Below are 26,674 nucleotides of genomic sequence, written 5' to 3' on the forward strand. Positions count from 1 at the left end.
AGGGGGATGTCCTTTTTGACAAAACAAATAACTCACCGCAAAAGCACCATGATGCAAAGAAAACCACCGGTCGCCGAGTGTTCAGCACAAGCGGAACGTATCGAGGCGAACGGAGAGCAATTTGAATAACCAATAATCAATATCCAATTTTTAATTTCCAAATAGTAAACCGTCCAATCAACATCCCCTCAATCAGCCACATTCATCGTCTTTCCCAGATTTTTGTAAAAATACTCAAATGCGCCTGTGATTACGATCCACGTCCCTACCGGTGGGCCCTGAATCAATTCACGAAAAGCCCCATTCCTTTTACCAATTTTTACCGGCTGGTTTTTGTAAACACCCTTTTTTCGAACCACCACAAAATAGCGACTCCCCTCCCTCACCAACGCCTCTTCCGGAACGGCCGGCGCACGATGCCCGTCAAACTGCAGACGGAATTTAACAAACATGTCGGGAACCAGCCCACTCTTTAGAGAATCCAATTCAATCCAGAGCTGGTGTCCGCCCGTTTCCGCCTCTACCGCCCGCGACTGGAAAATCACCCGCCCGGTTGCGCGTAATGAATCATTTAAAACAACCGTGACTTTCCGAGATTTCTTCAAAAAAGTGGGATCTCCAAAAAAATTGGCCACCAGCTTTAGCCGGGAAACGCCCAAAAAGTGAGCCACCGGCGTCCCCGCCCGGATGTAATCGCCTTGGGAGACGGCCAAACCGGAAACCGTTCCTTCGTATGGCGCGAGGTAACGGGTCATGGTTCTGAAAAAATTCCAGTCGCTTTTTGCCTTTTTAAGGGATTGTTTGGCCAGATAAACATCCGCCTGTAATTCCTGCCAGTGTTCCTTTGACAAAAGCTCTTGTTTGTTGAGCGGCGCCCTCCGTTGAAGCTTCATTTTTGCCAATCGGAATTGCTCTTCAGCCGCTTTCAGATTTGCCTGAAGTTCAATCGTTTTTTGATCGATCGAGGGCCCGGATAGGGTAAAAATCCACTCCCCTTTCGTATAATGGTTATTTCTTTTCAGGTTCAGGCGAATGATTCCGTCAAAGTGCGCCACCAAATCCGTGGCCTGGCTGCTTTGAATCTTTCCGTAACCCCTGTACGTGCGATAAAAAACAGCCTGTGTCACCCGGACTGTTTGAACCGGCAGGTGTCGTTCCTGCGGGGCTTCCTGCTTTGCCCTGCACCCGAGGGTTACAGCAAGCAAAAGCAAACCCAAAAATTGAGCAACACGCATGGTTATTTTTTTCCTTTTTCGTGAATTTACAATTCGTGTAATTCGGGGTTATTTTTACTTAGCTTGCATTATTCATGGATTTCAAAAAATATCAACAAAAACACTGAAAGGGAAAACCTGCCTTCTTATGTCTAAATGAACATTGTGTAACGTCTCATTTTTTAAATATTTAGTAAAATCAGTCCATTCCGGACCCTCCCTCCGGCCCCCTCCCTGAAATCAGGGAGGGGAGTCAGGGCTGGGTTCAAAAGACCGGGTTCCATTAAAAAAAGATTATTTTTTCCACAAAAATCCAAGTAGAACCTTTTTTAAGACACCTTTGTGTTTTCGTGACTTGGTGGCTAATGATTTATTCAGGTTAAAAGGTAGGAATCAAAAATGAAGATTTGATGAAGAAATGAGATTTTTTTTGAACAAAATTGATGGCGTTCATTCTAAAGAGGCTGTGTAAAAATACCGCAGATCATATCATTCCCTGGAACCCACGGGCAGGTAATTTCCGTCAATTTAACGAGTACTAAATTTTGAATAATCCCACCATTTCAATCTGTTAACCTTTCGTACCTACGGCACTTATGGTAATGGAACATCCTATTCACTACAAACATTTCGCACCTAACGGCGCTCCCATACATGGATTGGTTACTCTTTAATTAACAGCAACAAACACAGTCCCGTAGGGACAATAGGTTTGTAGCTAATAAAAAAGAACAATTAAGAAGTCCCGTAGGAATGATAGGTTAACAACTTCATTCTTGCACAGCCTCTAAAAATCGTGAATTGTACAAATGATGCCTATTAATTTTAATAAAATCAATTCGGGAAAATTCGTGAAATTCGTGGGAAAGGACTTTGGGGAGCAATCTCTTGATTGGAAAGTAATTTTTTGTCCGAACAGGATTTCTGGGCAGCAAAAATCAGGGATTCAAATGGATCACAAAGCGTCCCACACTGTACCCAATGGCGGCACCCAAAAAGACATCGGACACCCAGTGCTGATTATGGTAAACCCGTGAGGCCGCCACCAGGGTCGCTGCCGAGTACCAGAACGCCTTCCAGAGGCGATTGGACGAGGATTTTGCCAGCACCGTTGAAATCGCAAAGGCCATTGTCGTGTGACCGCTGGGAAGTGAGTTGTAGAGATTATTCACCTGGAAGGGTTTAAAATAGAACGGAGTGTCGCCCCCGTAGGGACGTCTTCGGCCAAGCCATATTTTCAGCGCAACTGTGATTGCACCTGCGTAGCCGCCAGCTTCTGCCGCATGCAATCCCAGGAGTCGAATTTTGTCATTTTTCAGCAAATACCCCGTCCCGTACAGGCCCATCACCCCCAGAACGGTAAATCCGTTTCCGTAGAAGTGGTCGGCATTGAATATAAAATCATTCGTCGGGTTTTGACGATCGAGCGCAAATTTTCTGACAGCGGAATCCAATTGAAACAGCAAACCCGTTGTTGCGACAATTCCGCTTAGTTCAATCCACTGATTGCGGTGAAACTGAAGCGGGGCACACGCAATTGATTTTCCCACGGTCAAAAAATCTTTTGTATCACTTTTGATAATGGACGGTTGAAAGAGAGAAAGATGGGGATCCACAGAGGGCACTTTGGCTGAAGCATTCGTTGACAAAAACAAACAAAAGACAAACACAAACGAATTGACCAGGCACCGATTTTTTCGTCCTAACATGTTTCTTCCAATCAATTTTCTACTCATGGGCGGCTCTCAATGAAACGTTTAACTCCAAAAATAACACACCCCTAAATCCCCTCTTATTAGAGGGGACTTCCCGCTTTTTTGTAGTGATCTGCTCTGACCTGCCTTATTCATAAATTGTTGCCACAAAGACTCCCAATCACGAAGGTCACTATCATCAAAATAATTAGCTACTTAATACTCAGTGTGTTTTAAATCGTTTCCAGTTTCAATGAATATTTATCTTTTTTTTATTCTGCCTTTGTATTTTCGTGACTTTGTGGCCAATGAATTTTTCAGGCTAAACAGACCCGGAATAAATTCCTAATTCACTTGGAACCTTGTTATGCGTTCTCTTCCGCTTTCAAAGTTATCTCAAATCGACTTCCCTTTCCCACCTCACTTGTCACGGTGATCGTTCCGCCGTGAATTCTGGCGATCAGTTGGCTGATCGCCAAGCCCAGGCCGCTTCCGCCGGTTTCCCGCGAGCGATCCTTTTTCACCCGGTAAAACCGGTCAAACAGGTGCGGTACATCCTCCGCAGGAATGCCGGGGCCGTTATCCGTTACAGAAATCTCCACACGACCGTTTTTTTGCTGGGCTTCGATCTTAATCTGCCCCCCTTCGGGCGTGTATTTTACAGCATTTTCAACAATATTGAAAACCATCTGGTACAATCGATCCCGATCGCCCAGAATAACTTGTGAATCAAGGCGCCCTATTTCAAGGGTTTGTTTTTTGGCTGCAGCCAGAACAGACGCATCCGAAACGACCTCATTGAGGAGATCGGCCAGGTTAACGGGCTCAAATGAAAATTCAGCGGAGACATTCTCCGTTTTCGAGAGAAGAAGCAGACTGTTAATCAGGTGATTCAGGCGGGATAACAGCTCCACATCGTGAGCCAACTTTTCCCTTAAATCCGCCTGGAGCCCGGCGTTGTTGAGTTCCTCTTCCCAATGGGCCCGGAGAACCGCCAGCGGCGTTTTCAATTCGTGGGCGGCGTCCGCCAAAAACCGTTGTTGACTCTCAAAGGCCTTCTGCAGGCGATCCAGAAGTCCGTTCAGGGTATTGGCCAAGGCACCCAGTTCATCGTTCGATTGAACACCCTCAATGCGTTCATTGAGATTCGTGTGACTGATTTGATTGGCTTTCCGGGTAATGAGCGTGATCGGGGAGAGCACTCTTCTGGTGATGAAATAGGATCCGAGACCAATGAGAAGGACGGTTCCCAAAATCGCAATTGAAAAAACAAGGGCCAATTTGTTTAACGATTCGTCCACCTCTTCAATCGGTCGCGCGATGGTTACCCATCCAATTTGATGATTCTTGTAATATATTTTGCGATTAAAGGCTCGAAAGGTAATCTCTCCCCCGCGATCGGGATGAACCCACTGAACCGCCTCCTTTACGGTAATTCGGGTGGTAAATCCTTCGGTGGAATTTTCCCGACTCAATGGAATGGCCAGATGCACTTTTTGGGCAATGGCTGATTTGTAAATCGGTTTTCCGGAAAGGTTGTAAATCACCAGATAATATTCCAGAAAAGGATCGGCCTTTTCCGGTTCCGCTTCCATATATTCAAATTCACGCTTTGAAGGATCGTAATTATTTTCGATAGAATTTACGACAAAATGCAAATTTTCGTCCAGCGTGGTCAGCAAAATGCGCTGCATGCCCCAGTAGACACTGAGGCTGAAAATCAGTAAGATCACCAGCGTGACACCAAAATACAGGCCGGCAAAACGATAGCCAATTTTCATTTATTTTCATCCTTCATCCGGTAGCCAATGCCCCGTACCGTGTGAATCAACCGCCGATCGGGGGTATCCCCGATTTTTTTGCGCAAATTTTTGATGTGCACATCCACAAAATTGGTCATGGTAAAAAGATCAAAGTGGTCGCCCCACACGTGTTCGGCAATGGACAATCGGGATACGACGCGATTTTTATTGTAGAGCAGAAATTCCAGGATGGCGTATTCCCGGGCCGTGAGGTTAAGTAAGTGGCCGCCGCGGCGCACCTCATGTGTGGCCGTATCCACCGTGAGATCATCGGCCTGCAACAGGGATTGTTTTTCCAGACTGGACCGGCGCAAAAGGGATCGGATGCGTGCCAGGAGTTCCGGAACGGCAAAGGGCTTGGTCAGATAGTCGTCGGCGCCGGCATCCAGACCTGCAACCTTGTCATCCACGGTATTCTTGGCCGTAAGAAGCAGGACCGGCAGGGTGAGTCCAGCCGAGCGGATTTCCTGAAGGACCTGAATTCCGCTCAATTTAGGAAGAAGAATATCGAGAACCAGTAAATCGTGTTCGTTCAACAGGGCCTGGTCCCGTCCGCTTGCACCGTCGAAGGCCATGTCCACCGTGTAGCCGTTATTTTCCAGAACATCCCGAATGCGCCCGGCGAGGGCTTTTTCATCTTCAACAACCAGAACTCTCATTTGTCAAAACCAATCAACGCGTTTTAATAAATGTCGGCAGACATTCATACACTCTCACGAAAAAGGCCATGATCTTTGGAAATCGATACACCGATTTTCCTTTTTTGATGGCTTTTAAAATCAGCCGGGCCGCTTTGTCCACGTCCATCGGAAAAATCATTTTCTCGTTGTCAGCCGTCATCGGGGTTTTTACGTAGCCGGGTTCAACGGTTAAGACGTGAATGCCGTATTTTCGAAATCCTTTTCTGGCTCCATCCAAAAAATTGCTTACCGCGGCTTTACTGGAGGTGTAGCCTGTGGTTCGTTTGCTGCTTAAATGAGCCGCCAAACTGGACAGGCCCACAATAAAACCCGATTTTTGTTCCTTCATCATCGGGGCGACCTGTTCGATCCAGTAGAGCATTCCCAAAAAATTGGTTCTGTGAATGCTTTCGATGGGAGCACTCTCAAAATTGTAATAAAATGTGGGCAGGCCGATTCCTGACGAATAAACCAGTCCGTCAATTCGGCCGTATTTTTTGGCAATAACGGCAACCGTCCCTTTGACCTGTTCCCGTTGGGTCACATCGCAAACATGTGTGGACACATCCTGCGTAAACGGCAGTATCTTGTTCTTTGTTGCATCCAGTCTGTTCAGGTTTCGCCCGATCAGGGCCACTTTTGCCCCCTCTTTGGCCAATTCTACAGAAAGGGCGGCACCAATTCCACTGGAGGCGCCTGTGACGGCAATAACTTTGTCTTGAAGTGTAATTTTCATTCCGGTACCTTTAATTCAAAGTTTGGGATTCCCCATTTCCCTTTAAAAACAAACCCTTCCAACGGTTTTCGCGATCGATTAACAGGTGTTTCCTGATCTTTAATGTAACCCAATGCGATCACGGCAACGGGATCGACCGAATCGGGAAGATGAAAAATTTCCCTCGCCCTGGAGATGGAAAATCCCCCCATTTGATGGGCGTAAATATTGGCACCGAGCGCCTGTAAAATTAAATTTTCCACCGCCATTCCCACATCGTGATAGGCGTGCCGGTTGGGTTTTCCATTGTGATCGAAAGTCAATTTCGCCACAGAAAGTACCAGGGCTCCCGCTGTTTTTGCCCATTTTGCATTTCCCGGAGCCAGCAGCGACAGGAGTTTCTCAAATTCTTCCGGTTCATCTTTCCGGGCCACGATAAAGAACCAGGGCTGTTCATTGTAGCTTGACGGAGCCCAGCGGGCCGCTTCAAAAAGCATCCGAAGGGTTTCCTGATCGATTGATTGGTCCAAAAAGTAATTGGGACTCCATCGGTTTTTCAGGAATTCCATAATCATTAACGGTTGTAAGGACACGAGGGTTCTCCTTTTCTAATTAAAAATTCGAAAACAGGTGACAAAAAATACAACAAAACAAGTCTTGCGAGTCTTGCAGCTACCCATTGCCGGATCCTCCCTATTGAGCGGGAATCCTTGCATTTTCCCAATTCCGGCAAAAATTGGGTTTATTTGTGATAATTCTCATTCTTTATGATGGTAAATGCCCGGTAAATCTGCTCCAGTAAAATCAACCGGGTTAAATCATGTGTAAATGTCATTCGTGAAAGGGACAGAAACTCATCTGCCCGATTTTTGATCTTTTCCGAAATACCCCACTCGCCGCCAATGAGAAAATCAATGCCCGGAACACCCGCATCTCGCTTTATCCGCAAAAACTCCGCAAAATCTTCAGATGAACGCATTTTCCCTTTGGCATCCAGGACAATCAGAAAATGACCGCTTTTCAGATATTTCGTGAAGGCTTCGGCCTCCTTGTCCAAAATGCGTTCGATGGGAAGATTCTGCTTCTGAAGTCTGGCCGTCACCGGAATCCATTCAATCGGAACGTAATGGGACAATCTCTTCAGATATTCCGCAATGCCTTCCTGCAGGTATTTCTTCTTGGTTTTTCCCGGAGAAAGAATACGAAGCCTAAATGCCACGTCAAAAGCTCCAATCAGGTAAAAAATCGATTTTGAAAGGTAACTTTATATTCCTTTTTTCATTTTAATCCGGTCATCGCAACCCTCACACCGGTTTCACGGTGAGGCTGTTGACTTTTTGGGGGATTTTCCACTGAAGGGAGAAAAATCCCAGCGCGCTGACCAAACCAATAGCCGCAATGATTCCCCACAGAAGGGCGGGATCGTGAATGAGTGCATCCAGTAAAAAGCCGCCATAAAAAGGGCCAAAGGACCGTCCAAAGGATTGAAAAAGCCCATAGACGCCCAAGTAGCGTCCCCTTTCTACCGGGGGAGCCCAATTGGAGGTCAATGTGGTTCCTGCCGGTGTAATAAAGATTTCGCCAAAGGTTAACAGTACAATGGCCAGAGCAATTCCAAGGAAATGATTGGCAAACATAATCACCACATACCCGGCCGCCACCAGTAAAGCACCGCCCGCAAGTGCGGTGGTTAACTTCACCTTCTTTATGAGTGAAATCCCGGGGAATTGCAGAAAAATGATGATGATTCCATTAATGGTGTACAAAAACCCCAGATGGACTTTCGACAATCCCATTTCACTGACCGCATAAACGGAAAGTGTGGACACAATCTGAGTCATGATTGAAAAGATAAGAAGGGCATAAAAGCTAAAGACCAAAAAATCCCGGTTGTTTCGAATGGAAAGCAATCCCTTCAACCGCATGCGGGACGATTCTTTCCTGCGCTCAGAATTCGATTCCCCCACGTAGACGTGAATAATTCCGTAGCCAATGACGAAAAGAATGGCCGTCAGGAAAAAAAGCCAGAAGTACGAAATGGACGCCAGAAATCCGCCAATGGCCGGTCCGATGGCCCATCCGGCATTTAATCCAATGCGCTGAATTCCGTATGCCTCGATTCGATCCTGATCGGTCACCAGATCGGCAATCATGGCATCGGCAGAGGGCATAAACATGGCGCCAAAGCCGTACGAGAGAACCACCGCCAGCAGAATGAGCATCAGATATTGCGCATACAGAATGGCCAGCGACAGCAGAAAAAAGGTGACTGCCCGTCCTCCCATCGCCCAGAGCATGATTTTTCGTCTGCCAAACCGATCGGAAAGTTCCCCGCCAAAAAGCTGCATCACCGCACGCGTGGCCGCTGCAAACAGGAAAATCGTCCCCACAACTTTCATGGGAACACCCAATTCCGAGTAGAGGTACACACTCAGAAAAGGAATGACAATGCCAAATCCCATGGAAATAAAAATACGGGTTAAGAATAAATACCAGACCCTCCGATCGTATTTCCTGAACAGCGTCCGGGCTTTGAAGGCTTCCTTCTTAAGAAGATCAATCACGCGTCATCACAAAATTTAAGTCCATGGGACAAACCCTCTCAATCGCTTTCACCGTGAAGCCAGGTTTTTCGCATCATGAGTTGTTCGGGGGTTGGGGAAGCCACCTTTTCAATCGTACAGGTCACCTTTTCCCGGGGTTGTACGGGAACCAACAGGGTCAGTTTTTTCCCTGCCCTTTCAACAATCAGTTTAATTGAATCGCCGGGCTTTTTCGAATTCAATATTTTCGTGAAATCTTTCCGATTTTTAATCGTTTTGCCGTCCATTTTTAGAAGATGATCCTCTTTCATCAAACCCGCTTTTCCCACGGGACTTTCCGAATCGACGGCAAACACGCGATTCTTGGGACCGAAAAAGGCCACCTTCCCGATGTAGGGAACGGTTTTCTTCGTAAAGACCGGCTTCAGGCCTGCATAGGCCAGTATTTTATTGTAAGGCAATTCCACCGTGCCGCTGACATATCTTTCAAAGAATTCCCGAAAGTCCTTGTTTGTCACGGCATTCACCGCTCGAAGGATGTCAGAATCCTTGTACCCCACCCCCCATTTTGCAAACCACTGGTTGAGAAACCGCATCACATCATCCAGGGAACGCTGGTTGTTGGTGAGGTGGCGGATCTTTAAATCCAACAGCATGCCCAGAATCTGCCCCTTGGTGTAGAATGAAATGCCCGATCCCCCGTAACCGGTTTCCCAGATTTTCCAGCTGGCCATTTCCGCACTGGTCTTCAGACGATCCGGATTGGATTGCAGCTCGGAAATCATTTTTGCCTGATTTTTAAGAAATTTTTCCTCTCCCCAGATGCCGGTTCGGGCCAGGGTTAAATCGGCATAATAGCTGGTGATCCCCTCACAAACCCAAAGCGATTTTGTTCGGACATCTTTTGAATAATCAAAGGGGCCCAGCACCTCGGGGTGAATCCGTTTGACATTCCACACGTGAAAAAATTCATGTGCGGTCACGTCTGCCCCGCTGTTGATGTCCATTTTCAAGCGGGCACCGGAAAGACCGATAGTGGTTGAATTCAGATGTTCAAGCCCCCCGCCGCCCCGCATTCCCGGGTAAATGGTGTAAATAAACACATATTTCTTGTAGGGAATGTCCTGATAAATTCCCTGGGTTTCATAGGTGACAATTTTTTTCACCATCCGCAGAAAGGCGTCCGTGTCGAATGTGACGGGACCGTTGATAGCCACAATATGCGGTACCCCCTTCACCTCAAAACGGAACTGCTTAAATTTCCCGAGCAGTGCCGGTGCATCTGCAAAAACATCGTAATTGGGAGCGGTAAAGGTGCGCGAAACGGGAGCCTCTTCCAGCCCGGTGGCAATTTTCCAGTCGGAAGGAATGTTGTAGAACACCGTAACCGGATCGGATTTGTGCCCCCGAATGTACATGTACGTGGAGGGCCCGTTAACCAGCGCGTAGTTTTTGTCGATGGCCTTCCCCATAAAGGCACCGTGCGCCACATCCACCTTGTACGAGATGTCCAGTTTGGGGCAGCCGTTGGTTTGAACCTCCCAGGAATTCGGATCAATTTTTTGGAATTTTAGTGCCTCGCCCTTACCATTTTTCGCGCTAAAACCCCTTACCCGCCGGGCAAAGTTCCCAAGCATGTAGCCGCCGGGTATCCAGGCCGGCATGGAAAAAACCAGCCGTGGCGCATCATTTTGGGCTACGTGAATCGTAACGTAAAAATACTGCACATCCCCGGGATGAACGCTCAATTCGTAACGGGTTTCAAAACCATTGTAATAAAACCCCTGGCTTGCGGCATTTTCTGCAAAAAGAAAAGCCAGTCCAATCAACAAAAGGATGCGTAAAACACGACTGCTCTTTCGTAACATCTTTCCCTCCTGTATTTTTTCCACCCAATAAATTGGGGCCGATCCAAAGGTTTATCGCGGGGATTCGGTTAATCCCGAGACATTAAGGTTTTCCTGCAAACCACTGGTTTAACAGCTCATCTTGAAAAGCCGAAAGCCTTTTCCCTGCCGTGATCACGTACTGTTTTTTTGATTTCATCCCAATTTTGTACGCAATATTTTGCTCTTTGTTACCCCGTTTGATCCGCAAGACCACCCGATCCCCTGCTTTCAATCCTTTAAAAGAATCCTCAATATACAGTCCGGTGGGTTTGCCATTAACTTCCAAAACCCGATCATTTACGTCCAAACCCGCTTTCTGTGCCGGGCTTCCCGTTTCAACTGTGGTCACCACAAAGGGTTGATCAAAATTGCGTTCGGCGGTGAATCCGAGATCCGGAACAGTCTCTGTCTCCTTTTTAAAATCCAGACCGGCTGCCCGAAAAATGGTCTCATAAGGAGGCCGTTCCGTACCGGATACGTATTTCTTAAAAAAATCACTGTAATCCTTTCCGGTGAGACTGTTTATGACGGCCAAAATGTCCTGACTGTCGTTGTAGGGAATATGTCGTTTGGCGAAAAAGCCATTCATCACCCGAAGCACATCATCCAGACTAAACCGATTTTTTGTGTCCACCCGCATTTTCAAATCCAGCAAAAGCGAAAGGATTTCGCCGGACCGATAGTACGAAATACTGTTTTCCGGTCGCACATACCAGGGATATTTTTCAAACCAGGCATTAAAGCTGGCCATCTCGGGGCTTTCAATTTTTCTCCCCGGGTCATTTTCTTCCTGTGTAATCCGTTCCGCAAAGTGATCCAGTAGCTGTTGCCGATTCCAAAATCCCGCCCGTTTCCGCACGAGCGCCGCATAGTAGCAGGTTCCGCCTTCCGCAAACCAGAGGGCGCGCGTGTAGTTTTCTTTTGTCCAATCGTATCGAAAAAGATTTTTCGGTTTGATGCGCTTGACATTCCACACATGAAAGAACTCGTGAGCAATAAGGCTGGTGAGATCAAATACATCGGCGGCGGCCCGTTGGCGGTTAAAACTGATCACACAGGAATTGGCGTGTTCCATTCCACTGCCGTAGGAATCCACAATTTGAAAGATGAAAACGTAGCGTTTAAACGGGACATCGTGCATTAAACTGATGGTTTCAGCGTGAACAATTCGTTTAAGCATTTCTTTGAATTTATTGAGGCTGAATTCGTTATGGTAATCATAAAAACCCACGTCGTAGGTTGCCCCATCGGATTGAAAGGACAGTTTTTCAAACCGCCCGATTTCGACCGGATTATCAACCAATTCGTCGTAGGAATTTGCGCGGAAGGCATTCTCTTTCGTCTTGACCTTTTGAGCAGCCGTCAAAATTCTCCAGTCCTTCGGCTTGTGGTAAACCACTGTGACGGGCCAGTCCCGACCCTGAACCACGTAAAACAAAATGAGAGCGGGGTTGATAAAGGCGTGTTTGGAATTCAATTGCGTTCCAAACGGACTCAAATCGTTTCCAAAAACCCGGTAAGATACCTTTAGAATTGAGCTTTTTTCTGTTGAAATCATCCACGTTTGTTTATCGCTCTTTTGAATAGGCAGGGCTCTGTTTTGCCGGTCTTTTGCCTGAACCATTTGAACATATTGGGCAAAATCCCGAATCTGGTACAAACAGCACCAGGCCGGAATGGCCACCTTCAGTGTGTCCTCCGCGGGCGCGTTTTGAATGGTCATTTCCACGCGGAAGAAATGTGTTTCCGGAGAATCCAGAAACACGTCATACCGAACAGACTGTCCTCTGACCCCGGGAACACTTACAAGCAACACCCACAAAATAATAAAAATTCGTTTCATCAATCAAAATCCTCTCAATTTTTCCAGTTGCCGCCGCTCTTTTTTGGTCGGGCGTCCTTTGCTTTTCGGTCGAAATTTTCGATCCAGTTTTTTGATCAGTTCAAGCATTTCAAGACTTTCTTCCGATAATTCCGGCTTTTCTTCGCGGTACAATTCCCTTGCACGGGCAGCCGGTAAACTCCTTTGCGTAATCTCCTGAATGTGAAGCGTGCGAAAGCGTTTACCAAATCGGATGGTGACCTCATCCCCTACCCGAACCGCTTTTGCGGGTTTCACCGTCTGTCCGTTGACCTTGACCCGGCGCTGCTCACAGGCTTCCGATGCCTGACTGCGGGTTTTGAAAATACGGGCAACCTTCAGCCATTTGTCCAGGCGCATCTGGCTTTCCGGCGAACGCTCCGTGGGTTCTTTCGTTTTCACAATTCTGTCTTTCTTTTTGAAATCAGCTTTTTTTCCAATCGATTGATCCGATGTTCCAGGCCCGCTTTTTCAGCGGTTGAAATGGGAGAGCGCCCGATGCTTTCCAAAAGCCGGACACGCTCCTTTGCCGCGAGACACACCTGTAGCGCACTTTCGTAATCCCGATCGACGTGCTCGTAGCACTTGGCCAGTTCCTCGTAGGCCTCCAGTTGGAACTGCCCGGTGGCAATGATCGCATTCCACAAACTCCTGGCTTTTCCACGTTCCCCTTGCCGTTTGTAGAGCCTGGCCAAAAAAAGATTGACTTCCTGTAAAAAATCGCTCTGCCGGATTTTTTCGTGATTGTTTTCCAGATACGAAAGAGACAACGCCTCTTCTTTGATTTGAAGGAAAAGCTTTCCCAGAGATACGTGATCAACCAAAACATCCGGCGCCTGTCCATCCAGAATATCCAATTGCAAACTCAAAAGCGTGACCAGTGAAAGGATGTCCAATCGATTGTGATGAAAGACCTTCCGGAGCTGAGCGGCATCCCGTGATCGAAGAAATTCAAAATACAATTGCGGCACCAGATACCCCGGCACATCCCCCTGGCGGTGCACAGCCAAAATTTTTCGTTCAATATTACCGAGTGTACAATCTCCGATGGTCCGGCGCCACAAACGCCGGCTCAGGTACAGTAAATCCAGATGACCTTTTAAATGATCCGGTTGGGCGATTCGGTTAAAAATCCAGCGGTTTACCAGGAGCGGCCAATCGAAGGATTTCCCGTTAAACGAAACGAGCACCGTAAAGGGCCGGGTTAATTCTTTTAGGTAAATGAGAGCGGCTCGCTCCTCCCGAAAATCGCGCGCAAAGAGCTGTTCGATGATGAACGAATCATCCCTAAAATACCCGACACCCACAAGAAAAGCCATTGTCCCAACCCCGCCGGAAAGTCCCGTTGTTTCCGTATCCAGAAACAAAAGATTTTCAGGGGATGAGGGGACGTATTCCATTTGTCTGAGAATAAATCGCGCGGATGAAAGAGACCGCCTGCAAATCCTGGCCAGGGCCTGATTGCCGTGCAAATAGGTTGGGTCATAGGACTTCCGAATGCGATAAAACACCCCTTCCGGCGAGGCTATTTCTTCTCCTTCGGGTAAATTCCGAATTTCTGAAAATTTAGCCAATCCGGCCTGCCCCAAACGTCCGGGGCGGGTCTGCCGGTCCAGTTGACTCAGTTTATCCTTTAGATTCACCTACACCTCTGCAAGACAATCATTTTTCATTCGCGCATTCACAGCCATTCTTTAATCGACAGCCGCTTTCTTCTCCGCTATTTTCATCAATAACAAGATTCCTGCAAACGCCAGATAGGCCGTTGCAAAGAGATACGGGGTGGTCTTTCCCGTGAGCCAGGGCAGGTAAATATCGCCGTTGGGCATGATCGAATGAATCACACCGAACAGCGTGAGCCCGGCCGTTACAATCAGATACCAGATGGCTTCTTTGAGCTTGTGATCAATTACAAGAGCCATGATGGCGCCCCACAGCATTCCGGTTAAGATAAATCCGTGTCCCAGCACCATAATCACCTGGTACGTACTGGCCAGATCCGCCGGAAGTTTCGAAATATCGCCCCCAAGAACACCCAGCATGCTTCCCATTTCAATGAGAACCAGATCGGCTACAATGGGCAGGAAGGCGAAACCCACGGCCGGGGCATGGCGATCGGGACACACCTGAAAGGCCTGGGCAATAATGACCAATCCGATAAAAATCAGAATGGGCGCCACAGCCGCCACCGGCAGTAAATCCACAATAAAAGAAATGTAACCCAAAATTCCACCGATTCCAATGAACAAACCGGTCAATAGCGTGTATCCGGCGCGCCCCCCCATTTCTTTGTAAGCCGGGTGTCCGATGTAAGGTGTCGACTGGGCTACGCCCCCGAAAAATCCGGCAATGAGCGTGGCAACGGCTTCTGTCAGTAAAATGTCGCGGGTGTTGTAATCATCCCCGGCAACACGAGCGCTTTCCGTGACATTAATTCCTCCGACAATGGTCAAAATTCCAAACGGAATGGCAATGGGAATGTACGGTACCGCTGCACTCATTCCCTTTAAGAAACCCAGGGTCGGAATGGGCCAGGCCAGGTGAAGCGCCATTTCCGGTGTTTTAAAGGGTGCCCCCAGCAGGTGAAGGGGCCCGAGGATGTAATACACGATTGTTCCAAGGGTCACTGCCGCCAGAACAGCGGGTATGTTTCCGGGAAATTTATTATTGGCTACAATGGTGTAAATGATGATTCCCAGGGAAACCAATCCCACAATCGGCATTTTGAACACATCAATGAGCGGCAAAAAGGCCAGCAGGGCCACACCGATTCCCGCCAGAGACCCCAGTAAACCGGCCTGTGGAACAATTTTTTGAATCCAACCGCCAAAAAAGGAAAAGAACACCTTAATCAATCCGATGATAATCATAGTGGCCATTCCGACATACCAGGTGAGCATGGCGTCCTTTGTGGCCACGTAAACCGGGCCCAGAACGGCAAACGCAATGCCAATGGTCGATGGCGTGTCCAATCCCAGGGGCATCGCGGTAACGTCGGTTTTGCCCGTTTTTTTGGCCAGCTTTACGGCCATCCAGGTGTACACCAGATCACCAAACAAAACACCCAGAGCCGTTCCCGGAATCATCCGTTCAAAAACAATTTTCACGGGATAGTGAAACACCCCCACCAGAATTCCCGTCAGCATAACCAAGTTGGTCACATTGTCCAGCATAAGCCCGAAAAACGCATTCAAATCTTCCCAAACAATCCAGCGGTACGTTGACTTTTCCATTCGCCCTTCCCATTATTTTGGATGTGAAATTTTCCACAAAGACGTCACGGCTGAAAAAACGTGCCTTCCAGCGTCTTCACGTCCGGTGATTCAAAACAAGGGTTACAGATTTTTTAAGAAATAATCCGTCATTTTTCGGAAAAGGAAAATCCGGGCATCGGCTCCGCGAATGGAGTGCCGTTTGCGCGGAAAAACCATCATATCAAAGGGTTTTTGCAAGTCTTGAAATTTTTTAATCAATTGTACGGTGTTGGCAAAATGTACGTTATCATCCGACAGACCGTGCAGAATCAACAAGTTCCCCTTTAGATTTCCGGCATATTTGAGCGCGGAACTCTTGTCGTAGCCCTCGGGATTCAATTTCGGTGTCTGCATGTACCGCTCCGTCCAGATGGAATCGTAATTACGAAAATCCGTCACCGGCGCCACGGCTACCCCGGTATGAAAAACGTCTGCGCCCTTGAGCATGCACATAATCGTCATGTAGCCGCCGCCGCTCCATCCCCAGATGCCGATTCGGTTGGGATCGACGTACGACAACGTGCTCAGATATTTCGCTGCGGCAATTTGATCGTCCACGCTGTGGCCGCCGATATTCTTGTACACCAAAAATTGAAAGGCTGCTCCCCTGGCACCGGTTCCCCGATTGTCCACACTAAACACAATGTAGCCCTTCTGAACCATCATCTGGTGCCAGAGGTTACCCCAGCCGTTCCGCCAGGAATTGGTAACGGTTTGAGACCCCGGCCCTCCGTACGTGTAAATGAGCACGGGATATTTTTTGGTCGAATCAAAATCAAGGGGTTTGATCATATACGCGTTCAGTTTGAGCGTATCGTAGAGCGTTATCTGAAAAAATTTGGGCGTGGCAAACCGGTATTTACGAAGCGCCGGGATTCTCCCGCTGTTGATGATTCGAATCCGTTTTCCGGAGGCATTCCGCAAAAGCAGCTGCGGAGGCGTCTTCACATTTGAAAAAGAATCCAAAAAATACTTCGCGTCCGGCGACGCCGTTACGGAATGCATTCCCGGGCGCCTGGACAATTTCAAAAGATCCGTTCCATCCCATTTAATTTTGTAGAACTGGCGCCCCAATGGACTGTCTTTATCGGCCATAAAATAGACCCACTTTTTCTTTTGATTGAGAGCAACCAGCCCGGTTACGTCCCACTTGCCGCGGGTAATCTGGCGGATCTCTTTCCCCTTCCAATTGTAAAGATAAAGATGCGTGTATCCTGACCGGTTTGACGACCACAGAAAATAGTGCCCGCGGTCTAAAAACCTCCAGTCGTGATTGACATTGATCCACCCATCGGAACGAGATTCCGTTAAAATCACCAGTGAGTGACCATCTTTCACATCGGCCAATAAAACCTCCAACCGATTTTGCAGGCGGTTCAATCGCTGGACGGCCAGTTGCCGGCTGTTCGGAAGCCATTTGATTCGGGGGATGTAGTGATCGTTACCCTTTCCGGTATCCATCCAAACGATTTTTTTTGAACCAACTGCAACAACCCCGATATCCACAATGGCGTTTGCATCTCCGGGATTCGGATACCGCTCCCATTCAACCGTATTGTGGAGAGGAATAAAATCCACGATCGGAAATTTGGGTTCGGGACGCTCATCGACCCTAAAAAAAGCAATCTTTTTGCTGTCCGGGGACCAAAAGAATCCCGTTCGAATCCCGAATTCTTCTTCGTACACCCAATCAAAGCGGCCGATAAACACGTGTTCCTGACCGCTAATGGTCAATTGCTTAAGACTCCCGTCCGAAAGATTGAGAACCCACAAGTTGTGATGTTTCAGAAAGGCAATCATTTTCCCATCGGGAGAAAAACGCGGATCCCGTTCATTTTCCGCGTCATTCGTCAACTGGGAAATACGTTTGTTCTTTAAGTTGTACAAAAACAAGTCATTGGAACTGGGTAACAGGATATCTTTCCCATCGGGTGAAAGGTAATAGCTGGGCAATAAAAATCGCTTTTCCCGAACCGATGGATGAAGCTGGGGGACATCCTTTGATGAAAGAATCAATTTTTGTTTGCCCGATTTGAGGGCGTAACGCCAGATTTCCAGATCACCTGTTTTGGCGTTGGTTGTTAAATAGGTAAACGCCTTTTTATCCGGAGTCCACTGAATCTGACTGATGGATTTTCCGCTGAAATCATGGCTCTTGTAGATTTTTTCGACGGTGAGTTTTTCCTGCGAAAAGAGTTTTGTTTGATAACTCCCGGTCAGGAAAAGGATAAACAGCGGAAAAAACAATCGATAAAGAATTCTACCCGAATAACGCATCGATCCACACTCCTTCGTTCACGGTTTTTCTGACAATGAAAATTAACCCCATAGTCTTCTAATTGAATAACTGGCTGTAGCGTGCGTGTTTGATTTCCGGCATCCTGGAATGGACCCCCTTAATGGATTTCCACAGGATTTCATTCAATTCCTGTTCGGGAGCCTCATCCTCTTCGGAAAAGTTCATGGCCAGGGACATCCCTGCTCCATAGGCGGTTTTGAGATTGACCTTGTCCAGCGGCCACGTGTTTTTCAGGTGCGTATACGGGGTAAAGTCCGGTTTATCCTGAAAAGCCGGAATCAGCGGAAACGCTGCCGCATCGTACTGGCTCATAGGAGGCATTCCCAGAATCAACTCGATGGTTTTCAGCACACTGGCCGTATCGTACATGTTGTGATCCACAAATCCCCTGCGCGTGTAGGGCGAGGCCACCAGCAGCACCGAACGGTGGGCATCGATGTGGTCGGGGCCATTTTGAGCGTCATCTTCAAGAACGAAAATGGCGGTTTCTTTCCAGAATTTGCTGTGCGAAATGGCATCCACTACCATGCCAAGAGCCAGATCATTGTCGGCCATCATCGAACGGGGCGTGTGTTTTCCGGGGCGCGTCCCGTACGTGTGATCATTGGGCAGGCGCATAATCATCAAATTGGGCCAATCGCCTGTTTTTTCGTATTCGTGCAATTCGCGAATAAATTCTTTTGCACGCCAAATGTCCAGATAATCCAGATCCCAGGGCCGAAATCGGGGATCAAAATGGCCCTCCAGATTCTTCATGTTGGTGTAGGCGTCCTCAGCCGTGTCGGGCGGTGCCTTGATGAATTCGGCGTAGCTCCGGTAAGAAATGCCTTTTCGTGCCGCCATGTCCCAGATGTATCCGATCGTCGGAAAGGCAATCTTGTAATTTCCTTCGGAGGGATAGCCCCGGCCTCTCCCGGAATAGGTCGTGGGCCAGGTTTTTTCAACAAAATCCGTTGCGATTGCCGCGGTCGACCACTCGTGACCATCGGCACTGACTTCGGCATCCACGTAAAAATTGTCGAAAAGAGTAAATTCTTCCACAATTTTGTGGTGATTGGGCGAAATCTTTCGGCCGAACAAAACCAAAGACGAATCACCGTTCCCCTGAGCCAAATCCCCGAAAACCTGGTCGTAGGTTCGATTCTCCTTAATGATGTAAACCACGTGTTTAATGGGCGAGGGCTCTCCCACACGCCGCGGAATGGCATGGGCTTCCGCGGTCTGTTTTTTGGCAGCCGGTTTCTGAATCTGATTCCAGCCGTTATTTTTTTGAACCTGTTGGGTAAACGCCGCCAACTGAACGGAATCCGGAATCCCGACCACGGAGACCGTTCCCCAGAGCAGTCCCCCAATATATTGAACATTCCTGGCATACTTTTTCATTGTCGGCTGGGGACCTTTGGGATTGGCTTTCGACGTAATTCCTTTTCCATTGGCGATAAACAACGTGTGGTCGTCTTTGGAAAGAGACACCGCCGTGGGATACCACCCGGCCGGAATGAGTCCCAACACCTTCGAATGCCCGGGATACGAGACATCAACAACAGTCACATCGTTATTATCCGCATTGGCCACAAAAAGCGTTTTTGAATCGGATGTAATGGCCAGTCCGTTGGGAGTGGTTCCGTTCAGGGCATTTTTGTAGGGTTTTACGGAAATGGTTTCAATAACGGAATCCGTATTCGTGTCGATGACCGAAACATTGTCTGTATTGGCATTGGCGACAAACAGGCGCCCGTCGCTTGAAAGCGTCATTTTGTTGGGATGGTCTCCCACGGGAATCATCTTCAGGAGCTTCAGTGTTTTCGGATTCACGACAGCAACGGCCTTTCCACCCCAAACCGAGACGTAAAGTTTGGAATGATCTTCATTGAAAAGGATATCATAAAGGAAATGGTCAAAATCCAATTCTTTCACGATCTTCTTTTCGGGGACGGCCACTTTCAGCAGTTTTTTGGCGGTTTTGGTCGCCACATAAAGAATTTTACCGTCCTGAGACGGAACCAGTCCTGTCACAAACCACTCTGTTTTTCGATCCGGTGTCAGATTGATGGAATCCGCACGGACAAACTGGGAATCCCTTCGGGCAAAAATGTAAATCCGGTTGAAGCCTCCCCCGGAAACAAAGAGTTTGCTCCCATCCGCGCTGAAATTAATTCCAAAGAAGGACGCTCTGACAGGCAGCGTTTGGACTTGTTTCTTCGCCGAAACGTCAATAACGGAGACAAACTGCCGGCTAAGCCCGTTATTGGTAACCGCCAAAAATTTTCCGTCGGGACTGAGAACCATATTCAACGGCAGGTCCCCCACCGGAATTTGCTCGCCGGCAGGCGTGAGTTTGTAACGGTTGGGGAGCAGTGTGGAGCCGTCACTGAGTTTTCCGGGCCACTGCACTTTGGGTGTTTTGGCACAAAACAGGCCCAAAAGAGCTAATCCCAGTACCATAAAAATTATCACACGAAGCCGTTTCATTTTTTTCTCTCCTCAGTTTTTTCATTATTTAGGTCCCCGGCACGTTTGAAGTGCCGGGGACTTTTTTAGGCCGAAGTCATTTCACATTTGTAGAACGAAACCAACCTGATATCCGAATAACCCGGAATGAGGTTTAACAATCATTTTTGTTGAACCCCTTCGGGGTTCTGATAATCTGGGTGAATTATCTCTCTACAAATGTGAAACAGCTTCGCTGTTTCTTTAATTTGAAAAACACTCGGGAAAATTACATTTTTTTATCCCCTTAATTTAAAATTTGCCTCATCAAATACAATTGCCGTTCTTGCCCCTGTCTTTGCGCATTTGTATGATAGTTTATTAATTGAGGCTTTTTCTACGAAAAATAAATTTTATCCAGGATGCTAAAATTTCCAATTTCCCCCCATTCCAAAACGCCGAAGGCGTTTCACATTTGTAGAATGAAATTGCCACAATAACATTGCCAATCAACCCCGAATGGGGTTGAACATTTATTGGGTAATTCGGCGAATTGCCCTACAAAATACATTCGTGATAATTCGTGTTCATTCGTGGGGATTTTTTTATTTCCCCAATTCAAATTCCAGAATCCTCAGGGCGCTGGCCTTCCCCTTTTCCCCGATTTCCATCACCGGCCCCACACACGAGGGACACCCCGATTCACAGGGGCAATTCCTGATCAACCCGTAAGACGCCTGAACCAGCTGCGAATGGATTTCAAACAACCTCTCGCTGAATCCCACACCGCCCGGGTAATTGTCGTAAATATACACCGTGGGTCGCTTGTTGAACGGATCGCGCACCATGGGCACTGAACGAATATCCTTCGGATCGCTCATAATGTAGATCGGCGCCACATTCGCCAGAACATTTGAAATTCCATGCAGTCCCTCCCCAAAATCCAGGCCTTCCTCCCGCAGCAGCTCTTCGTACCGCTGAGGAAAGACCCACCAATAAGAAGTGGTGTGCATTTCCAGCTCGGGCAGTTCAATTTTCCCCCAACCCAAATTTTCGTGGGTGTGAAATTTGATCTTCTTAAACATGGTCGGAACGGTTGTAACGGCCACTTCTCCCCACGCCTTTTCTCCGGCAGCCGTTGTTTTTTGCTCGGTTACTTCCAGAACCTTAATGTCGGTCTTAAGCTGGGCATCCGTGTAGTAGTCGGTATCCACCTCGTGCACGTAGGCCTTTCGGCGATCCCAATCCAGTTTGTCCACATGGTACTGGCGGCTTTCGTGGATGTAGATGGCATCGTCGTGGAGCAGCAACGGGGCACTGAACAAATCCATTTCGCCGATCACGCGGTTCTCTTTGGTCGTGTCGATTATTACAAAATTCTCCGGCGAGGCACTCCGCAGGCTCACCTCCTCTGCCGGGTAAATTTCGCTTGTCCAGTAAAACTGATCCTCTTCCCGGTGCAGCACGCCGTTTTCTTCCAGATACTCCAGAATTTCCACCACAGCATTCGGCCCAAATTTTTCGTCCTTTTTGAAGGGCAATTCAAACGCGGCACACTTGAGATGGCTCATCAAAATCACCAGATTGTTGGAATCGATGATGCCGCTCTCCGGCGGTCGGTCAAAAAAATACTCCGGGTGATTGATAATGTACTGATCCATCGGCGAGCTGGAGGCAATAAGCAGGGCCACCGAAAGGCCCTGGCGGCGTCCCGCCCGCCCTGCCTGCTGCCAGGTACTGGCAATGGTTCCCGGATATCCGGCCATAATGCACACATCCAGCTGCCCGATGTCAATCCCCAATTCCAGCGCATTTGTGCTGACCACCCCCCAAATGGTTCCCTCCCGCAGGGCCTTTTCAATTTGTCGGCGCTGGGTGGGCAGATATCCCCCGCGGTACCCCCGAATGAGCTCAGGAGATTTTCGTGCCCGCCGCATGACCTCTTTTAAATACGTCACCAGCACCTCTACCCGAAGCCGGCTCCGGGCAAAAATGATGGTTTGAATGCCATTCTGCAGAAACGTTTGTGCCCACCGGCTCGTCTCGTTTATGACGGATCGCCGAATGCCCAGTTTCTGGTCCACGACAGGCGGATTGTAAAAGATAAAGTGTTTGGTTCCGCTGGGCGCCCCGTTCTCGTCAATGACGTCGAGGGGTTCTTCCAGAATTGCCTTTGCCAGATCCCCGGGATTCGCAATCGTCGCCGAGCTGCAAATAAACTGGGGATGCGTTCCGTAAAATTCGCAGATGCGCTTTAAGCGGCGAATTACGTTGGCCATGTGACTGCCAAACACACCCCGGTAGTTGTGAATTTCGTCAAGCACAACAAATCTAAGATTTTCAAATAATTTGATCCAGCGCGTGTGATGCGGCAGAATTCCCTGATGCAGCATATCGGGATTGGTAACCACAATATGCCCGGAGGAACGGATGGTTCGACGGGCATCGGCCGGGGTATCGCCGTCAAACGTGTAGGTCTTAATGTCCTGCGGAAGGATGTCCACGATTTCCTTGAGCTCGACGACCTGATCCTGGGAAAGGGCTTTTGTGGGAAACAGATAAAGTGCCCGGGTGTCTGGTTTTTCCAGAAGCGTTTGGATAACGGGAAGATTGTAGCAGAGGGTTTTTCCGGATGCGGTTGGCGTGACCACTACGACATTCCTTCCCTGCCTGACACGAGAATAGGCGTCGAATTGGTGGGAATAGAGCTGACGGATGCCGCGCTGTTCCAGAATGTGCCGAAGCTCCGGTTTTAAATCCTCCGGAAATTCCCGATAGGCCCCCTTTTGCGCGGGCAGGATTTTCCATTCTGTAACGTTTTGGCTAAATTTCGGATTTTTCTTTAAAAAATCCAAAACGTCCCGGATGGATTTCTTTTTAAAGTCCATCATTTTTAAGAAATGCCACTTCCCATCATTTATGAAACCTGGCCACAATGACACAAAAAGGAAATAAGATAAATGCTTTGTGAATCGTACCCGTGTTTATCGTTTTTATAACTTCGGGTTTTTGAATCTCAGCGGCTGCAAATTCGCCCCGCTAAATTCTTGTTTTAAATAATACGGCTTCCTGACAAAAAAATCAAGAGGAATGTTATCGGATTCCAGCGAGAAAAGATTTTGATTCTCAAAAAACAAAAGCCCCCGTAACAGGGGGCTTTTGCTTGATGTAACATCAAATTTCAGCTAATAAGAAATGCTGAAGCCGGCATTGACGAAACGCGGCGGCCCAAAAAAGACTTCCGCATCGTCGGCGTCGTGGTCATGATCCCAGGCATTGTAGCGGCTGTTGTCCGTTGCGTCCTGAATGTACAGCGAATTCAAAACATTGTACACATGGGCGAAGACACGGATATTCACGCCATTAAATGCAATGGGTAATTTGTAACTGAAATGCATGTCCAGAACACCGTAGTCGGGTGCTCTCCAGCTTTGTGTGCGATCTTTTGGATTGGTACGGCTGAAGGGATCCCAATAGGAATAGTTCCGCATATAATACCGATAAACAATCTGCGCGCGCATTCCGGTAATGGGATAAAGCGTACCCACAAAGGCAAACTGCGTTTGAGGCGCATCACCCACCTTCAGGTCTTTTACGTAGTAATTGACCGTATCCAAACTGACCGTATGCTGCTGTCTGTCGTAAGACTTGTAAACACCCTTTACATCATCTGTAAACTTCCAGTTTCCAATTGAAAACGAACCGCTTAAGCTAAACAGCGACATGGGCCGGAAACCGCCTTCCATTTCCACACCACTGTGAAGGGCATTCATACCGGTGATGAAAACGATACCTTCACTGCCATCCTGATTTACGATACCGATTGATTTGGCACGATCTTTCCAGATGGTATAATAGGCATCGGCTTTGGTGTACAATTTTCGATTCATAAAATAGGCGTTGACACCAGCTTCAAAATCCGTGAATTTCTCATTTTTCGGATTATTGGCCATGCTGCCCGTCCGGTCATCAATCACGTTATCAAAAATGGGCACCTTTGATACAAAACCGGCATTTCCGTAGAAATCGATGTTTTCGGTTAACCGATAGCTGGCACCGCCTTTTGTCTGGATTCCGGTAATCCAATTGGACTTTAATTTATATTCCGGACTATTCACGTCTGGAGACCCATCGGGAAGCGTTTTGGATGTTCTGAAATGATCTGTAAATCCATATTTAATCATGGAATATCCGACCATTCCGTAAACGCTCATTAAGTTGGTTTTGAACTCACTCTGAACATAGGTACCAAACCAATCCACCGTGTTCGTATTGAAGTAAGCGATCTTATCGCCATAGGTCTTTTTCTGTTTTTGGGGGGTATCATCGTATTCATTGGATTTGTCAATGTAGAAGTTTCCTCCCAACAGATCTCGAACCTCACGATAATGTTCGATTTGAGCGGTTCTCCAATCGATTCCAAACGTAGTTTTCAGATTATCAGAAATCCGATAATTGGCTTTTGAAATAGCGCCTAATGTCCATTGATTGTTGCGGCTGTTACGAAGAATGCCGATTGATTCGAATTTTTCTTTTTTGCCGCCATTGGTGCCGCGATTGGTTGCGATGGTCGCATCCCAATCCCATCGCCAGGGGGCGCTTTTGTACCATTTCTGACCCGCTACCCAGGGTATGCGCGTTAATTTTCCAAGGGGCCCGGATCCGCCGCCATGTCCACCGGAATAGTAGAAAACGGAATACACATTCAGTTTTTCATTCAGCTTCGTGTACCAGTTCAAATTGACCTGGGGCTTGTGGAAGAAGTTTTCTCGTTCGTTAATAAAATTGGGGTTGTAACGATCGGTCATATGCCCATTCCACATCTGTTTTCCCTTGTAAGAGGGGCTGACCGGTGCCCAGTTCTGGTTAAACGTACGGCCGGCTTCATGATATTTGCTGAATGCAGCCGTATCGTAATCCGCCAACCCTTCGGCAAAGCTCTTGCTATAAACAGCAATGTTTTGCTTGTAAAAATTGTTACCATGCCGTTGGGGGGCACCCAGAGCGTAGAGTTCCAACCGATTGTTTTGGTTCACATTCCAGCTTGCGCCAAAATACCAGGCCCAGGCATCCGTCCAGGTTTTGTCTATGATGCCATCACCCGTTTTCCGAACCAACAACGCATTAAATGCATACTTGCCATTGATCAGTCCGCTGTTGAACGAGACCGTTTCCTTCAGAAAATTGCCGCTGCCAAATTCCTGCTTGTAGCGCAGGCCAAATTCCTGCTTGGTAGGATCGGTAATAATGTTCATAGTACCACCGATTGAAGCCGTGGCCAGGTTCACAGCACTCAGACCACGCTGGACCTGAATGGATGCCGTTGCATCCGAAACACCGTCCCAGTTGGACCAGTACACCCATCCATTTTCCATATCATTGACCGGGACACCATTGATCATAATGGCGATATTTCTCTGATCAAACCCACGAATATTGATTCGGGCATCGCCAGCACCACCACCCTGCTGGGTTGCATAAACACTCGGCGTTGTATTCAACACCAAAGGAATATCACGGGAACCTAAACGTGCTTCCAATTCCTGTTTTGGAATATCCGTAAATGCAACCGGTGTTTCTCTTTCCTTGGCTCGATCAGCAATCACTTCAATGGCATTGGCCAGCATCACTGTTTGACTCAATGTAAATTTGACCGGCGTCGTTTTACCAGGACGAACCCGAACATCTTTTGTAGTCGTAACATATCCAATGTAGGTGACTTTCAGGGTATACCGGCCCGGTAAGAGATTGCCAATTTCAAAGGCACCGCTTTGATTGGATGTGGTTCCCATGGTGGTTCCCACGATCAAAATATTTGCCCCAGGCAATGCCTGTCCGGTCTTTGCATCAACAACCTTGCCCTTAATCGCCCCTTTCTGGGCAAAAAGAGCGGCTGGTAACGCTATGACCAACAACAACATAATACCCAAACGACCTAATTTCCTCATTGCCTACTCCTCTTTTTGTGTTCAGTTACGAAAATGCCTTTTAAAATAGGACCTTCCTACCCATTTTCAGGGATGTTTTTTCATCCCGAATCGCCTCATAATTCGAGACGTGATGTTTACTCGATATTGTCAAAGAACAAAGGCATTTTCCACTATACTCATAAAGCCGAATTTTTGGAAACTAAACATCTCCATTTTAAAAACTATTTTTGAAAAAATCAAGTAAAAAATTACATTCTTTTAACATCTGTTGCAAATTATTTACAAAATCTAAAATAAAACCTTTTTGCAAAAATGACAATTAAATATTTATTTGATTTTTGTTAGATTTTCTAACAGAACGGG

Annotated in this window: 17 protein-coding genes; all 17 read right to left on the reverse strand. The window is 47.6% G+C overall.

What is annotated here, in order from left to right; translation table 11 throughout:
* Positions 1-188: 188 nt before the first annotated feature.
* The 17 genes from GXO76_11520 to GXO76_11600 all read right to left on the reverse strand — a co-directional run bounded on the left by GXO76_11520 (position 189) and on the right by GXO76_11600 (position 26,329).
* Positions 189-1,235 carry an efflux RND transporter periplasmic adaptor subunit gene (locus GXO76_11520; protein ID NOY78486.1) on the reverse strand — a complete coding sequence of 349 codons (1,047 nt, stop codon included), beginning with the start codon at positions 1,233-1,235 and terminating at the stop codon, positions 189-191.
* Between the two features lie 917 nt (positions 1,236-2,152).
* Positions 2,153-2,923, reverse strand: a complete 771-nt coding sequence (locus tag GXO76_11525; GenBank protein NOY78487.1) for a phosphatase PAP2 family protein — start codon at positions 2,921-2,923, stop codon at positions 2,153-2,155.
* A gap of 350 nt (positions 2,924-3,273) precedes the next feature.
* Complete coding sequence (locus tag GXO76_11530; GenBank protein NOY78488.1) at positions 3,274-4,689, reverse strand: HAMP domain-containing protein; 1,416 nt, start codon at positions 4,687-4,689, stop codon at positions 3,274-3,276.
* Positions 4,686-5,369 (reverse strand): response regulator transcription factor, encoded by a 684-nt coding sequence (locus GXO76_11535; protein ID NOY78489.1) that lies wholly within the window; start codon positions 5,367-5,369, stop codon positions 4,686-4,688. Before GXO76_11535 ends, GXO76_11530 begins: the two co-directional genes overlap by 4 nt.
* Positions 5,370-5,382: 13 nt before the next feature.
* The gene (locus GXO76_11540) at positions 5,383-6,126 is read right to left on the reverse strand and encodes an SDR family NAD(P)-dependent oxidoreductase (protein NOY78490.1); all 744 of its coding nucleotides are present in this window, start codon (positions 6,124-6,126) and stop codon (positions 5,383-5,385) included.
* The gene (locus tag GXO76_11545; GenBank protein ID NOY78491.1) at positions 6,123-6,680 is read right to left on the reverse strand and encodes a nitroreductase; all 558 of its coding nucleotides are present in this window, start codon (positions 6,678-6,680) and stop codon (positions 6,123-6,125) included. The genes GXO76_11540 and GXO76_11545 overlap by 4 nt, the downstream gene beginning before the upstream one ends.
* Before the next feature lie 167 nt (positions 6,681-6,847).
* Entirely contained in the window at positions 6,848-7,324 is a 477-nt protein-coding gene (locus GXO76_11550) for a 23S rRNA (pseudouridine(1915)-N(3))-methyltransferase RlmH (protein ID NOY78492.1), read from the reverse strand.
* Between the two features lie 85 nt (positions 7,325-7,409).
* Entirely contained in the window at positions 7,410-8,669 is a 1,260-nt protein-coding gene (locus GXO76_11555; GenBank protein NOY78493.1) for an MFS transporter, read from the reverse strand.
* Between the two features lie 38 nt (positions 8,670-8,707).
* The gene (locus tag GXO76_11560; protein ID NOY78494.1) at positions 8,708-10,516 is read right to left on the reverse strand and encodes a M61 family metallopeptidase; all 1,809 of its coding nucleotides are present in this window, start codon (positions 10,514-10,516) and stop codon (positions 8,708-8,710) included.
* 82 nt (positions 10,517-10,598) lie between these two features.
* Positions 10,599-12,380 (reverse strand): M61 family metallopeptidase, encoded by a 1,782-nt coding sequence (locus GXO76_11565; protein ID NOY78495.1) that lies wholly within the window; start codon positions 12,378-12,380, stop codon positions 10,599-10,601.
* Positions 12,381-12,383: 3 nt separating this feature from the next.
* Positions 12,384-12,800, reverse strand: a complete 417-nt coding sequence (locus tag GXO76_11570) for an RNA-binding S4 domain-containing protein (protein ID NOY78496.1) — start codon at positions 12,798-12,800, stop codon at positions 12,384-12,386.
* Positions 12,797-14,041, reverse strand: a complete 1,245-nt coding sequence (locus GXO76_11575) for a hypothetical protein (GenBank protein ID NOY78497.1) — start codon at positions 14,039-14,041, stop codon at positions 12,797-12,799. Before GXO76_11575 ends, GXO76_11570 begins: the two co-directional genes overlap by 4 nt.
* 51 nt (positions 14,042-14,092) lie before the next feature.
* Positions 14,093-15,631, reverse strand: a complete 1,539-nt coding sequence (locus GXO76_11580) for a hypothetical protein (GenBank protein NOY78498.1) — start codon at positions 15,629-15,631, stop codon at positions 14,093-14,095.
* A 102-nt stretch (positions 15,632-15,733) separates the two neighbouring features.
* The gene (locus GXO76_11585; protein NOY78499.1) at positions 15,734-17,929 is read right to left on the reverse strand and encodes a S9 family peptidase; all 2,196 of its coding nucleotides are present in this window, start codon (positions 17,927-17,929) and stop codon (positions 15,734-15,736) included.
* Positions 17,930-17,987: 58 nt separating this feature from the next.
* On the reverse strand, positions 17,988-20,423 hold the full coding sequence (locus GXO76_11590; protein NOY78500.1) for a bifunctional YncE family protein/alkaline phosphatase family protein: 2,436 nt from the start codon (positions 20,421-20,423) through the stop codon (positions 17,988-17,990).
* A gap of 563 nt (positions 20,424-20,986) precedes the next feature.
* On the reverse strand, positions 20,987-23,272 hold the full coding sequence (locus GXO76_11595; GenBank protein ID NOY78501.1) for a DEAD/DEAH box helicase: 2,286 nt from the start codon (positions 23,270-23,272) through the stop codon (positions 20,987-20,989).
* Positions 23,273-23,566: 294 nt separating this feature from the next.
* A complete protein-coding gene (locus tag GXO76_11600; GenBank protein NOY78502.1) occupies positions 23,567-26,329 on the reverse strand; it encodes a TonB-dependent receptor in 2,763 nt (920 codons plus the stop codon).
* Between the last annotated feature and the right edge of the window lie 345 nt (positions 26,330-26,674).

The sequence above is a fragment of the Calditrichota bacterium genome, from assembly GCA_013151735.1.
Taxonomy (GTDB): Bacteria; Zhuqueibacterota; JdFR-76; order JdFR-76; family BMS3Abin05; genus BMS3Abin05.

Coding starts and splice junctions, on each gene's coding strand:
- GXO76_11520 (NOY78486.1), bottom strand. CDS start 1,235: ATGCGTGTTGCTCAATTTTTGGGTTTGCTTTTGCTTGCTGTAACCCTC.
- GXO76_11525 (NOY78487.1), bottom strand. CDS start 2,923: ATGTTAGGACGAAAAAATCGGTGCCTGGTCAATTCGTTTGTGTTTGTC.
- GXO76_11530 (NOY78488.1), bottom strand. CDS start 4,689: ATGAAAATTGGCTATCGTTTTGCCGGCCTGTATTTTGGTGTCACGCTG.
- GXO76_11535 (NOY78489.1), bottom strand. CDS start 5,369: ATGAGAGTTCTGGTTGTTGAAGATGAAAAAGCCCTCGCCGGGCGCATT.
- GXO76_11540 (NOY78490.1), bottom strand. CDS start 6,126: ATGAAAATTACACTTCAAGACAAAGTTATTGCCGTCACAGGCGCCTCC.
- GXO76_11545 (NOY78491.1), bottom strand. CDS start 6,680: ATGATTATGGAATTCCTGAAAAACCGATGGAGTCCCAATTACTTTTTG.
- GXO76_11560 (NOY78494.1), bottom strand. CDS start 10,516: ATGTTACGAAAGAGCAGTCGTGTTTTACGCATCCTTTTGTTGATTGGA.
- GXO76_11565 (NOY78495.1), bottom strand. CDS start 12,380: ATGAAACGAATTTTTATTATTTTGTGGGTGTTGCTTGTAAGTGTTCCC.
- GXO76_11580 (NOY78498.1), bottom strand. CDS start 15,631: ATGGAAAAGTCAACGTACCGCTGGATTGTTTGGGAAGATTTGAATGCG.
- GXO76_11585 (NOY78499.1), bottom strand. CDS start 17,929: ATGCGTTATTCGGGTAGAATTCTTTATCGATTGTTTTTTCCGCTGTTT.
- GXO76_11590 (NOY78500.1), bottom strand. CDS start 20,423: ATGAAACGGCTTCGTGTGATAATTTTTATGGTACTGGGATTAGCTCTT.
- GXO76_11595 (NOY78501.1), bottom strand. CDS start 23,272: ATGATGGACTTTAAAAAGAAATCCATCCGGGACGTTTTGGATTTTTTA.
- GXO76_11600 (NOY78502.1), bottom strand. CDS start 26,329: ATGAGGAAATTAGGTCGTTTGGGTATTATGTTGTTGTTGGTCATAGCG.